The organism is Thermococcus sp. CX2 (assembly GCF_012027555.1).
In the GTDB taxonomy this organism is placed as follows: domain Archaea; phylum Methanobacteriota_B; class Thermococci; order Thermococcales; family Thermococcaceae; genus Thermococcus.
Map to the genome: position 1 here is coordinate 1 of NZ_SNUQ01000003.1, position 13,980 is coordinate 13,980.

The 13,980-nt window shown below is 51.4% G+C and carries 7 protein-coding genes; 1 reads left to right on the forward strand and 6 read right to left on the reverse strand.

Annotated features, from left to right (window positions below; all coding sequences use genetic code 11):
• Window positions 1–388: 388 nt before the first annotated feature.
• The 6 genes from E3E23_RS06980 to E3E23_RS07005 are packed head-to-tail and all read right to left on the reverse strand — an operon-like array spanning window position 389 to window position 12,561.
• Entirely contained in the window at window positions 389–2,317 is a 1,929-nt protein-coding gene (locus tag E3E23_RS06980; protein ID WP_167907547.1) for a VWA domain-containing protein, read from the reverse strand.
• Between the two features lie 13 nt (window positions 2,318–2,330).
• Window positions 2,331–5,885: a magnesium chelatase subunit H gene (bchH, locus tag E3E23_RS06985; protein ID WP_167907548.1), complete on the reverse strand. Its 3,555-nt coding sequence runs from the start codon at window positions 5,883–5,885 to the stop codon at window positions 2,331–2,333.
• Window positions 5,864–9,619: a cobaltochelatase subunit CobN gene (gene cobN, locus E3E23_RS06990; protein WP_167907549.1), complete on the reverse strand. Its 3,756-nt coding sequence runs from the start codon at window positions 9,617–9,619 to the stop codon at window positions 5,864–5,866. Before cobN ends, bchH begins: the two co-directional genes overlap by 22 nt.
• Window positions 9,616–10,389: an ABC transporter ATP-binding protein gene (locus E3E23_RS06995; protein WP_167907550.1), complete on the reverse strand. Its 774-nt coding sequence runs from the start codon at window positions 10,387–10,389 to the stop codon at window positions 9,616–9,618. The genes cobN and E3E23_RS06995 overlap by 4 nt, the downstream gene beginning before the upstream one ends.
• Window positions 10,382–11,428, reverse strand: a complete 1,047-nt coding sequence (locus E3E23_RS07000; protein ID WP_167907551.1) for an iron ABC transporter permease — start codon at window positions 11,426–11,428, stop codon at window positions 10,382–10,384. The genes E3E23_RS06995 and E3E23_RS07000 overlap by 8 nt, the downstream gene beginning before the upstream one ends.
• A 2-nt stretch (window positions 11,429–11,430) precedes the next feature.
• Window positions 11,431–12,561, reverse strand: a complete 1,131-nt coding sequence (locus E3E23_RS07005) for an ABC transporter substrate-binding protein (protein ID WP_167907552.1) — start codon at window positions 12,559–12,561, stop codon at window positions 11,431–11,433.
• 349 nt (window positions 12,562–12,910) lie between these two features.
• Here E3E23_RS07005 and E3E23_RS07010 point away from each other — a divergent pair, with 349 nt between their 5' ends.
• The gene (locus E3E23_RS07010) at window positions 12,911–13,921 is read left to right on the forward strand and encodes a lipopolysaccharide assembly protein LapB (protein ID WP_167907553.1); all 1,011 of its coding nucleotides are present in this window, start codon (window positions 12,911–12,913) and stop codon (window positions 13,919–13,921) included.
• Window positions 13,922–13,980 lie beyond the last annotated feature (59 nt).

Genomic DNA, 13,980 nt, shown 5'->3' on the forward strand with positions numbered 1-13,980 from the left:
TTGTCCATACCCTTCGGACCGAGGGTGGTCCTGATGGTCTCGGCGACTATCCTAGCGGCCAGAATGTTGAGCCTCTGGGCGTCCCTTCCAACGTACCTCTGGGTTCCCTCGGGCAGAATAACAACCGGCTGTCCAGCGAGCTGGGCCATCTCCCCTCACCTCCGCCCGTTCTCTTTTTTATGAGTGGAGGACTTTTAGTTACAATTAGTGCATCCGCTTTATCGTTCCTTTGGGCTATTTATAAAATTTTCGGTCCCTTGCTACGCCAGTGCGGCAGTGCGGTACGCCAGGGGATGAAAGTTTCAGGAAATCAGAGCCGCCAGGTGACCCAGTCTTCTCTCTTAACACTAACACCGTCATTCTTCCAACTACAGAGCGCTTCAGAGGGCTAAACTTTGTGCACCTTTGCCCCAGCAACCCGCTCCAGGATGGGGACGTAGGACAGGCCCGGGTTTATTCCCCTTCCTCTCGTGTCATAAACCGTAAGCTCAATATCCCTCTTTTTCAGCGCCCTGGCCAGCTCCGTTATTTCCTCCTTAATCCTCTTTCCAAAGAACGGAACGTTCGCCTTTCCGTCGGTTATTAGAAAAGCTCTCACCTTGACCGACCGGTCCTTCATCCTCTCCCTGTTCGCTAAAAGCAAAAGATTGTAGAGGGCAGAGCTTAAAGGTGTCCTCCCTCCAGTCGGAACGCTCTCTATTTTCTCAAGCACTTCCCAGTAGTTCTTAGTGGGTGGGACGAATATCTCCGCCTGGTTACCTTTCGCAACGATCAGGGCCATCTTTGACTTTTTGATGTAGCCGTTCTCAACCAGCTTCTCCGCTATCCCCTTCGCGATGCTAATTCTTTTCTGCACAGCCATGCTTCCGCTCGAATCCAGGAGCAGAACCCAGAGCGTTGGTGCCTTTGCTTTCCTGACTCTAACGCGAAGGTCGTTTAAATCAAGCTTTATTGGAGGCTTTTTTCCATTCAACATGGCGCAGATAGCCGAGTTGTAAAAATCAACATCCCTTATTTCACCTTTGGGGGGAACGTAAGAGACGGGAATGCCTTTCGGAAAGTTTACCACTGTAACGCTGACGTCCCTTGAGGAGCGGTATCCTATGAATTCGCTTCCATCGAAGTTTTTGCTCTCTATCCTTGGGATTTTAGCTTCGCTTGAGCGAAAATTTTTCTCTAAATTTCCAATCCCCTGACTTCGAGACTCCTGGTTTCTCCTTTCACTTTTTTCTTCCTTCTTGTGCTCATGCTTATGGTCGTGTTTGTGGTCGTGATTGTGCTTGCCATCGTCCTTAGGCTTTGGGGGCCTCATCTGGGGTGGCTTTTGGAAGGGCTTGTCCCGCAGGCGGTGCGGTAAAGCTAATTCCATGGCTTTTTCTAGGTCTTCCAGTGAGACCCTTCTCCTTCCGTTTAGGGCAGCTATTGCCTTGGCCGTCTTTATCGTTGCTATCTCGGCCCTGTTGGTTTTGATTCCCAGGTTAACGACCGTTTCAGCCAAAAGCTTCAGCAAATCGTCGCTTATCTCGACCTTCGGCAGAATCTCCCTTGCCTTAACGATCCTCTCCGTGAGCTTCTTCTCTTCGCTCTCATACTTTCTGTAGAAGCTTATGGGGTCTTCATGGAACTCCTCAACGCGCTTGACTATCTCTATCCTCTCCTCTGGGTTCATCGGTGCTGAAACTTCAACGCATAAACCGAACCTGTCGAGGATCTGCGGTCTGAGCTCGCCTTCCTCAGGGTTCATGCTTCCAACCAGGATGAACCTCGCCGGATGCCTGAAAGAAATCCCTTCCCTCTCTATCGTGTTCCATCCCATTGCTGCAGCATCTAAGAGTGAATCGGCTATGTAGTCATCGAGAAGGTTCACCTCATCGATGTAAAGGACCCCTCTGTTTGCTTCCGCTAGTATTCCCGGCTGCAGAGCTTTTTTGCCCTCCTTCAAAAAGCGCTCCACATCAACGGTTCCAACGAGCCTGTCTATGGTAACACTAAGGGGCAAGTCCACAACGCGCATCTTCCTCTTTGCAACCGGCAGCTCTTCTCCCCGCTCATACCTCTCATAACAGCTGTCGCACATCTCCAAAGGATTTCTCGGATTGCAGTTGAAGGGACAATCTGCCACAACTTCAATCTCGGGCAAAACGTTGGCCAAAGCCCTAACTAGGGTCGATTTCCCCGTTCCCTTATCACCCTTAAGCAGGACACCACCGATCAGCGGATTAACGGCCACAGCCAGCAACGCCAGCTTGGCCTTTTCCTGCCCGACTATTGCAGAGAACGGGAAGACCAAACGCTTGTCTCTTTGAGCTTTTTCCATTGATGTCACCTCCTCAGATCTCTTCTTCAAGCATTCCGTCCAGCTCAAGGTATCTGTCCTCTAGTTCATCCAAAACTTCCTCATCAGCGTCCCAGTAACCCCTCTTATTCGCTTCAAGGAGCCTTTCGAGTATTTCCTTTGTCGCATACGGATTGCTTTCCTTTAGCCTTTCAAATATCTCCTCATCAAACACAAACCTTTCAGCAACTTTATCCCATACCCAGTTTTCCACGGCATTTGTAGTTGCCGCCAAGCCGAGCAGGTTCTCAATCCTTTCCGCTATTTTTTGCACTCCTAAAAACTCATGCTTCAGCATCTCATTTATCCACTTTGGATTGAGGATCCTTGTTATGGTTCCTCTTTCTATCGCCTCTTTAACGCTCTCAACTTTTACAACCTCCCTTGTAGTGTCCGCTATGAGCATTTCTGGCTTCTCACCCTTCAGGAGTTCAATGGATTTTGATAAACCGCCAAAAAACTCGTAGTAATGGTCTAAATCCGTGATTTCGTAGTCGTGAGAGTCCCTCACTTGCGAAACGAGGTCCACTTTCCTCAAAAGACTTTCGAAGACTTCACGCGCCTCCCTGGAGTAGTGCCCTTTTGTGTATGCGTAACTCATGGAGGAGATGTAAGCTTCTGCTAGGTCTCTTTCTTCGCCCCAAATGCCATCCTCGACAAGTTGGAGTAATCTCGTGTTGTATTCTGTTGAAGTAGGCCCAAAAATTCTCGCCTTTGCCAGCTCTCCATAGTTACCTAGCTCTTTCACATGTTTTTTCACAAAGTTCATCTCTTCCGGCTCATCAAGCTCCGCGACCATTCTAAAGGCTTTATCGAGCAGCTCCATAACATTTGGAAACATCTCCCTAAAGAAGCCACATATTGTAACGACAACGTCTATCCTCGGCCTTCCAAGTTCCTCAAGGGGAATCACTTCAAGCTTCTTTTCCCAGGGGCTTGCGTGAACTACCCTGACCCCAATGTATTCCAGTATTTGGGCGATTGTTTCTCCATAAGTTTTTGCCGTTTCAAATCCCCAAAGAACTACACCGACGCTCTCTGGATATTTTCCATGCTTTTCTAGATATTTCCTTATTGTTGTCTCTGCTATTTTCCTTCCCCTCTCAACGGCGGATTCCGTTGGGACTTTTAGCGGATCAAATGCGTAAATGTTCCTTCCCGTTGGCAAGACCTCTGGATTTCTTATAACGTCTCCTCCAACGGAGGGCTCTATATACAGCCCGTTCAGACCTTCAATCAAGTTTTCAAGCTCCAAAGAGTTATCTGCAAACTTTTTAGCAACCTCAAGAGCGTGTTTCAGTGTCTTCTCATACTCCGGGAATCTTTCGCCCTTTAAAAATCGCTTAACAATTTCTTTCGCCTCTTCCTCGATTTCTTTGAGTTTTGATGGGTTGTTAAGCACTTCTTCGTAGGCTAAACCCTTCTTCTCGGCGATTAACCTGTTCAGGGACTTTATCTCCCCTCTATCGTATCTTGCTATGAGTGTTATGAAGTCCTCCAATTCCTCCAGGCTGTATTCCTCCCCTATTACGTGCAGGCCCTTTGGAATTATTGAGCGTTTGTATTCGTAGAGTTTTGCCTCTATTTCGTCCAGGTTGTCCCCAAGATTTAACTTCTCCGCAAGCTCTAACGCTTTTTTCTTTGCTATCTCCGCCCTCGGCTCATCTTTGCCTGAGGCCTCTCTGTACTCATTTAAGAGCTCCTCAAGCCTTGCATATTCCTCGTAAAGCCCGGAGGTCGTATATGGAGGGGAGTTGTAGCTGATTAAAGTCCCGTAAAGTCTTCTTTTGGCTATCGTCGCTTCAGAGGTGTTTATAACATGGTAGACGTAGAGGTTTGGCATCGTTCCGATTAAAATGTCCGGGAAGCATTTCGAACTCAATCCCACTTCCTTCCCTTTCATAAACTCCGCCAGCCCGTGGGTTCCAACGTGAATAACACAATCCGCCCTGAAAACATTCTCAATCCACTTGTAGAATGCTATGTACTGATGGTGAGGCGGCTTAGTTTGGTCGTGAATTGCCGAATAAAGATCCTCACAGCTCAGCGGGGGCCTTGACGGCTGAACGCCAATGAAGACGTTTCCTAAAATTACTCCGGGGATTAAAATGCCATCCTCATCGACCATTATTTCTCCCGGCGGCTCTCCCCAGAATTTTATAACCTCCTCTCTAACATCCTCCGGCAGCTCGTTGAAGTATCTCAAATACTCTTCAAGGCTCATCCTCGGACATTCGATTTTTTCTGGGGGATAGAGCTTTGGATTGAAGAGCTTTCTTTCTATGAATAGATCCTTTATTCTGGCTTTCTCAACTTTGTAACCTTCTTTTTCAAGCCTTTCAAGAATCCTCTCAACGCTCGCAAAGGTGTCTATGTAAGCCGCACTGCCGAGATTCTCTTCTCCAGGAGGATAATTGTAGATAATTATTGCCATCCTCTTCTCTTCATTTGGCTTCCTTTTAAGCTCAAGCCATTTGTTCACTCTATTGACAAACCTATCAACCCTATCCGGTATAGGGACAACTTCACAATCTCTCACCCCGCAGATAGGGATGGGCTCAACCCCACCATCCATCTCCGGCAGTTCAACAGTAGTTATGGTCTGAAGGACATTTAATCCCCTCTTGCTCCTTTCCCAGTCCTCTATCTCCTGCATCAGCATTATAGCCGGCGTGAACAGCTTTGCCTTTTTCTTTTCCAAAAACTCTATCGCCGGCCTTGGGTCACCTCCCAAAGGCCCTCCGTTCAGCCGGAACCACAGCAAGCTGATTATGCAGTCGATGTCATCCTTAAGGTACTCCCTCATGGCTTTCAGATTCACAATCCCGTCGGAGTATACGGGGATTATATTCGCGTCCAGCCTGTTCATGATCTCCCTAAGTGTCGGTATGCAGGATTCGAGGTGCATCCCGCCGTAAAAGATTATTCCAACAGTTGGCTTGCTTGGATCGATTTGGGGCTTATAACCGTACCCATAATCTGGGTGATACAGGCCAATCTCTGGATATTCAATTGGATTCCCAGCCCTGACGTCCAATCCCTTTATTTTGCAGATAAAGAGGAACATGTTCTTGTAGTTCTCATAGCCTCCGTTGGCCCAATACTTCACAATCCTGATGTAACTCCTGGCATCCCTAAAAACTCCAAAAGGCAGAATTTTTCCCATCGCTTCTATAATGGTCTGAATTCTGTTTATCCACTTCTTTACGCTTTCAGGATTTGTTCCGTAAGACATGTTAGCTCCTTTTACCCTGCTCATTCTAAAATTGCCAAGCTTTGCGAGGGAAAACAGGGAAGAGCCGCCAACTAAGATTACAACGTCCTTATCTTTATAATCAAGCTCTGTAAGCGAGAGAGGATCTCCTCTAACGTCTATTAAAACTATGTCTGCCCAATCAACATAGCTCTGGAGGTTATCCACCTTGTGAAGGTCGTGAGCAAATATTAGCTTGACATCTGCATGCTCCTTAACATCCTCAATTGCCCTCACGATGCTTCTGTTCACAATGGTCGAGATTAAGAGAATCTTCACCCTCTTATTTTCTGCCATAGCTCTTCCACCTCCCTTATGTTTTCACTCCAGTGTTCGTCGTCTTCAGCCGTGTAAATTTCAATCGTCCCGCCCTGGACTTCCCCTTCACCAAGGCTTTCCTCCAGAATTCCCTCAATTTCCGAATAAACTTCCATGAGCCTTTCAATGAGCTCATCGCTCGTCTCCCACAGGCCGCGCTCATAAGCTTCAATCAATCTTCTTGCAATTTCCTCAATAGCATAGGGATTATGCTCCTCAAACCATCTCCTCATCTCTTCGTCCAGAACGTATTTCTGTGCTATCTCGTCAAAAACCCAGTCTTCAACGAGCTTCGTCGTTGCCTCCCAGCCGTATAGGTGGTTGATCTTCTTGGAGAACTCGCTCGCCCCCCTGTAGCCGTGCTTCTTCATCTCCTCAATCCAGCGCTCGTTGAGGAGCTTTGCCCTGACGACTCTCTCGAGCTCAACTTTCATGTCAACGATTTTGGTATCGCTTATGTCCCTCGTGTCTGTCTGAACCACTTCAGCGTTCTTGCCGGTTAGGGCATCAACTGCGGCCTTGAATCCTCCGTGATGGGCAAAATAGCAGCAGCAGTTAGTCGGGTCGTGCTCGTCGCTTATGTGGTTTCTGTTGATTATATCTACTTCCTTTAGGTTCAAGACCAGCGAGTCATATGCTTCAACGCCAAAGGTATCCTTTCCGTAGGCGTAGCCGCTCCACTGAATCCATACCTTAGCCAAGTCCTCATCACTTCTCCAGCCCGATGATTCGACCGCTAAATTCACTCCAGCCCCGTAGGCACTCGGTGGGGCCGAGAAAACCCTAAACCTTGCGAACCTCTGTGCCTCTTCAAAGCTCTTTCCGAGCTCAATGAACTTTTTGATGTGCTCAACGTAGTGCTTTCTAATGTAGTTCATTTCCGGGGGTTCATCCAGCGTAACGACCTTCTCTATGGCCTCGTCAATCAGGTAGATGTAGTTCGGCAGCGTGTCCCTCACGATTCCGCTTATTCTAACCAGGACATCAATCCTCGGCCTTCCGAGCTCCTCCAGAGGTATGACTTCAAGCCCGGCAACCACATCTCCCTTCCAAACCGGCCGGACTCCGATCAGATACAGAATCTGGGCTATCTGCTCTCCATCCGCCTTATAACCGTCTATGCTCCAGAGAACCTGCCCGACGCTTTCCGGGTATTTTCCATGCTTTTTCATGTATTCCTCCAGGAGCTTCTCCGCGGTTTCGACTCCTATCTGCCACGCTGCTTTAGTCGGCAGAGTCCTTGGATCAACTGCATAGAAGTTCCTTCCCGTTGGCAAAATCTCGAACTTCCCCCTCGTTATCGCGCCCGAGGGGCCGGGTTCAACGTATTCTCCACTCAGTCCCTTCAAGAATCCTTCGTGCTCCTTTTTACACTCAATTATTTTCTCTGCAACTTCCAGGGCTTTTCTAAACGTTTCTTCAAGCTTTTCTTCCTTCTTAACTTTAAATCCAAACTTTTCAATTTCTTCTGCAATGACTTCAAAGCTTTCTCCCTTAAGCAAACGCTCCAGGCTCTTGACTGCTATCCTGTGGAAAATCTCCAGAAGCTCCCTGTTCGTGAACCCGTTTGTAGTTCCCAAGGGGTTCTTTTTCATCTCATCGTAGTCAAGGCCCACTGCCTCAGCTATGACGCGCTTAATCGAAGGAGAAGCGTAGGAATCATAGGCCATTGCAGTGGCAACGTATTCTGCCAGCCTCTCGGGCTCCTCTGGCGGATAGCCGAAGATGTGCAGGCCGAGGTTTATCTGGGAGCCCCTCATCAGCTCAACGTAGCGGTGTATCTCCTCTATCGTCCGCTCCTCATCTTCGGGATCTGCTATTCTCAGCCTGTTTTCCTTGGCCTTCTCAAGAATCTGTTCGTAAATTTTCTTTCTCCTTGCCTCGTCTCCCAAGTTCTTAGCCTTTGCATACTGGGTTAGGAGGGAGTCCAAATCGTCCAGAACCTCCGCCATTCCCATCGGGGGGTAGATGTGGTCTATCAACGTTGCGTAGCTTCTCCTCTTGGCGATAACACCCTCCATTGGATTGGAGACAGCATAAACGTAGAGGTGAGGAACGTCGTCCAGGCTCGCCTCAGGGACACACGAGGGGGAGAGCCCGACGCCTTTTCCGGGCCTGAATTCAAGGTAGCCGTGGGTTCCGAAGTGGACCATTACATCAGCCTTGAATTTCCTGGTTATCCACCTGTAAACGGCCCACCACTGGTGCGGTGGGACTATCCTTGGATCATGCAAAATTCTGCACACCTTTCCATCGCACCTTGCCCCAGCGCAGCCGAACTTGGGCTGGGGAGTTATGAAGACGTTCCCGAACCTTATCCCCGGGACGACGAACTTCCCGTCGTGGACCATACCGACCAGCGCTTTGTCAACTTTCCCAGCCAAAACATCCTCAGGTCTTCCCCAGTCCCTGACGATTCTCTCCCTCAAGTCCTCCGGTAGCTCGTTGAACCACTCCAGGTACTCCTCCAGGCCCACGAAGTCAATCGCCCCGCCGCTCTTGACAATCTCCTCAATGCTCGTCCACCTAAACTCGCTTATCGCCTTCCTCTCCAGGATCAGCTTTATCAGCTCTTCACCGTTCTCCGGCAGGTCTTCACCAACGTAGTAGCCTTCTTCTTTGAGCCTGTGCAGAAGTCTGACGATGCTTTCGGGAACGTCCAGGCCGAGGCCAACGGCGACGTTCGCCTCAAGGCCTTTGCACGGCGGGTTTATCAAAACGATTGCTATTCTAACTTCATCCTTGGGCTTCTTCCTGAGCTCGACCCACTTCTTCACCCTTCTGGCCAGGTACTTCATGTGCTCTTCATAGGGCTCGCCCTTCTTGTAGCCCTCAATGTTTCTGGTTCCGGCTATGAAAATCGGCTCAATTGCACCCGCGACTTCCGGAATTATCACCCCATAAACCTGAGTCATGTAGTCAACGCCCTTCTCGCTTTTCTTCCAATCCTCGAGGGACTGGTGGTAGGATCTTATCGGGGCGAAGACCGGGACGTTGAGCCTCTGCAGGTTCTTCAGCTCGACCGTGCCGAAGGAGATTAAGCTCACGAGGGCTTCTACAACCGGCTTTCCATCCTTCATGAAGAACTCCTCAACGGCCTCGCTCTTCTCCCTTCCAAGCCCCGTCCTTGAGTCTTTTCCGTAGGTGAAGACCGGGATTACCCCAAAGCCTTCCTCCTCAAGGGCCCTGATGAGCTCTCCAATTGGTCTGAAGTCCTTGTAGAGCCAGGTGCTCCTCCAGAAGAGAACTCCAATGAGGGGCTCCTTCCCGTAGGCTTTCAGGTATTCGTCCAGGCTTTCAAAAAGGCCCAGTTCAGGGTGGTAAATGCCGTGCATCGGCACCTCTTGGGGATCTTCGTAGTCGACCTCCGCTCCAGCGAGGCCCGCAAGGAACCTGACCAGGTTCCTCAGGTTCTTCTCGCCCCCGAGGACGTAGTAGGTCTTGGCCTTGATCAGAACCTCCTCCGGGACGTTTGCCAGGCCCTCCAGGCCGGCGCAGGCGATGACTTTAGCTTTGCTTTCTTTAATTCTCTCCTCCACTATTCCAGGAAGCTCGTGGGCGTAGATGAAGATTACATCCGACTTCTCTATCTTGTCCAGCTCTCTCTCACAGTTCTGGTCGGTGAGCACGAGCCCATCTATTCTCTCCTCCCCAAGTATCTCTTCTAGCAGGGGCAGGGGCCTCGCGCCGTATCCCAGGATGAAGCATATCATTGAATCACCTCCGTTCTGGGGAGTATGAGCCTGAAGCCGTCGAACTCAAGGACGCACACGGGGACGCCGTAGACATCGCGGAGTATCTCCTCCCGCAGGACTTCAGGCGGTCTCCCGACGGCCCTGATCTTGCCCTCCCTGACGAGGGCTATCCTGTCGGAGTAGAGGGAGGCCAAATTGGGGTCGTGGAGCGTCATGATGGCCGAGATGCCCTCCTCCCGCGCGAGCCTCTTGACTATCCCGAGGACTTTGACCTGGTTCTTGAAGTCAAGGTGAGCCGTTGGCTCGTCGAGGAGCAGAACCCTCGGCTCCTGGACGAGGGCCCTCGCTATCAGAACCAGCTGCATCTGACCGCCGCTCAGCTGGGTGTAAGGTTTATCCTTAAAGCGCTCGAGTCCGAGGAGCCTGAGCTTTTCGAGGGCCTTCTCGTAGTGCTCTTTTCTCGGGCTCTCAAAGGGACCGAGCTGGGAAGCTAAACCCGTGACGACCACGTCCAGAACCGTGTAGGAGAAGGGCGGCGTGTGGGACTGTGGGACGTAGCCGGCCAACTTGGCCCTCTCCCTGATGGGCAGCCCGTGGAAGTCCCGGCCGTCAATGAAGACGCACCTCTCCTTGGGCTTCAGCAGCCCGTAGATGGCCTTCAGTATGGTGGTCTTCCCGCTTCCGTTGGGGCCGAGGAGCGTCACGACTTCCCCTTCCTTCACCTCGAGGGTGACCCCTTCGATGCTGAAATCACCGTAGCTGAACGACAGGCCTCTGACCTCAAGCATCCCATCCACCGCCCGTCTTCCTGAGCAGGTAAGCGAAGAAGGGAATTCCAAGGAGGGTCGTTATTATACCGATCGGTATCTCGTAGGTCGCCACAGACCTCGCGAGCGTATCTGCTAGGGCCATGAACGAAGCCCCCAGGGTTATCGTCAGGGGTATCAGGGTCTTGTGGTCCGGACCGAAGGCCATCCTGACTATGTGGGGTATCATCAGCCCGACCCACCCGATTATACCGCAGAAGGCTATGGAGACGGCCGTTATCATGGAGACGATGACTATGAAGACGAACTTCAGCTTCTCGGTCTCGACACCCACGATTTTAGCCTCCTCACCGAAGGAGAGCACGTTCAGCTGCCAGCGCATTGAGTATATCAGGAAACAGCCGACGAGGATCACCGGGAAGGCCACTCTGACCGAGCCCCAGTCCGAGTTGGCGAAGCTCCCCATGAGCCAATAGACGATGCTCGCCAGCTTGTCGTGCTCCATAAGGAACTTGAGGAGGGATGTTAAAGCTGAAAAGAGGGCGTTGACTATGATTCCAGCGAGAACGAGCGAGACTGGGGTTATCCTCCCGCCGACCCTCGCCAGCGAGGTCGTTATGAAGACCGCGAGGAGCGCGAAGGCGAACGCTGAAGGAGTCACACCTACGCCAACGGAGAGGCCTATAGCTAAAGCCGCGCCGAAGGCAGCCCCGGAAGAGATGCCAAGGATGTAGCTGTTGACGAGGGGGTTCCTGAATATGGCCTGCAGGACGGCACCCGAAATGGCAAGGGCCGAGCCGACGAGCATGGCCATCAGGACGCGGGGGAGGCGTATCTCAAAGAGTATGGTCTGGTAAACGCTCGGGTAGGGGATTGTGACGGAGAAGGATATCTTTCCAAGGGTTAAAGTTTTCAAAACTTCGGAGATGATCTGAGCCCCTTTAAGGAGCACCATACTCACGACGGCGGAGGGAGGAATTGGATAGGTTCCTATACACAGGCTTACGATGAGGGCAAGAACCGGGGAGAGCAAAAAGGAAAGGTGGAGGGCCTTCCTCATGCTCACCCACCCTGGTAGAACGGGCTGTAGAATTTCTCAATCAGCTCGTCCCTGACCGACTCCCAGCTCTGGTAGCGGTCGGGGTAGATTACGTTGGCCATCTGGTAGAGGCCGACTATTATCCTCGGGCCCCAGTCGAGGTAGCCCTTTGAACCTGCGAGGATGCCGTAGACGTGTCCTTCCCTCACGGCCTTGATTTCCTGCCACCTTGAGTCATTTTTAATGCCGTTCACGGCGCTGTCAAGCTTGTCCTGGCTGAATGACGTCACAATTAAAACGTCCGTGTCGTTGCCCCAGTAGGCGATTATCTTCTCGAGGTCGAGCTTGGGCCACTGGGTATCGAAGGTCATGTCGAAAGCTAAGTTGTGGGCACCGACGAGCTCCACCATGCTCGCCCACGCGCTTCCGTTGGCGTAGACAGTGACCGGGCCCGCGATGTCCTTGGGGGCGCTTATGAGAAGGGCGTTCTTCCTCTCACTCTCTGGAATCTGGGCGGCGGTTTCCTTCACGGCGCTGAGCTTCTCCTCCATCCACCCGGCCAGCTCACCGGCCTTCTCTTCTTCATCAAAGACCTTTCCAAGGAGCTCGACGACCTCCACGTTATCCTCGATGGTCTTAGCAGTGAGCGCTATGACGGGTATGCCGAGCTCTTCCGCCTTCTGTATAGTCTCGGCATCGGCGTACTTGCCGCCGTACCAGTCGATTATTATGAGGTCTGGATTTAAGCCGACGACGGTCTCCCAGTTGAGGCCCTTGAAGTTGCTGCCAACGACGGTCTTGTTCTTCACATCATCCGGGAGGTAGGGGTCATAGGGGACGTACTTGCCTATGCCGATTATCCTGTCCTGGACGCCGAGGACGCAGAGTATCTCCGCCCAGTAGCCGGAGAGCACTATCACCCTCTCGGGCGGCTTATCTATGGTGACGGTCCTTCCCGCGAAGTCCGTGACGGTTATCGGGTACTTGGGAGCGGCAGTGGTGGTTGTCTGAGATGAAGTCGTCTCGACGTGACTGGAGGGGGGCGCGGTGGTAGTCGTCGTGGCGGTCCCGCCGCTTATACAGCCGCTCGCCACGACGCCAAAAATCAAAACCCCGACCAGAAACAGGGTGAATATCTTTCCGCGGGATTTCATTGTGCTCACCACCATGTTGTGCTACTAATTTTCAACTTAGTAATACAAAACCCGTGGAGTATAGCTGACTTTTAACACTTTTTAAAACAACAAGTTCCAAACTTATGGTTTTTGATAATACCAAAAACGAAAAGAATTAGACCCACCTGTTTATGTGGACTTCGACGCCGAGCCCTCAAGCCCTATCCCTGTATGTTCCACTTCTTCCTTTAGCCCAGGGATTTTAGCATTAGTCATTGTTCCGAGCCTTTAGAATCAAGCAAATGTCCGAGTCTTTGATGACACATCGGCCGGGTATAAGCCATACCTTTTTAACTGGTTTAGGCTAACCGAAGGCAGGTGATGAGGAATGAACGAGTTTGAGAAGGCGTTAGCCGAGAAGGACTGCGAGAAGCTCCTGGAGCTCTTTGATGATTACATAGAGGGCATTGAGGACGAAGAGAAGCTCAGGGAAGAGCTGAAAAAGCTTGAGGAAGTCGTCATCGAGTGCGACGACCCCTACGATTTGGCCCACGAGATAGCTCACGTCTACGCCCACCTCGACGACGTCGAGAGGGGCATCGAGCTCTACAAGAGGATAGCAGAGAGGAAAAAGGACGACCCCGAGGAGTACGCTACCGCGCTCTACTATCTGGCGGATGCATACGAGCACTTCGGCATGCCCGAGAAGGCAATAGAGACATATGAGGAGCTTCTCAAGCTTGAGGAAGAACTTGGAAACGAGAGGGAGATAGCCCTGACCCTGGCCAACCTGGCGATAAACTACGACGAGCTGGGCGAGACCGAGAAGGCCCTAGAGCTCATGGAGCGCGCGAGGGACATCTTCTCGAGGCTCAGCGACGAGAAGAACCACCTCATAAGCCTCCTCGACTTGGCCCACTTTCACTACGAGCTCGGGGACTACGAGAAGGCGGAGACTCTCATCAGAGAAGTCCTCAGGAGCCCGAGGGAGGACGAGATTGAGATAAACGCCAAGCTCGTCGAGGCCGAGATATGGGCTGGCAGAGAGGACTACAAAAAGGCATTCTTGGCCCTCAGGGACGCCCTCCTGAAGGCGGTAGAGACCAGCGACGAACTCTTTGGGCTGGTCTTCGACACGCTGGTGGACTTCATAGAGGGGCTCTTCAACGAGAAAGCCTACAGGGAGGTCTACGAGAACGTCCACCTCTTTGCCGAGGCCTTTGAAGATGACACGGCCGACTTCTTCAGAGCCATAGGCGAGCTCGCCCGCTGGAAGGAAGGTGACGAGGAAGCGAAGAAGAGGTTCGACGAGCTCTATTCAAATGTCGAGAACGAGGATCTGAAAGCAATCCTCGACGAGTGGAAGAGGCCGAAGCTGAGCCTGAGCGTGGGGCTTTGAGCTGGAGTATCCCTTTTTGACTCCTTTTTAATATTCCGTATAGAAACGCAACGGCCTAC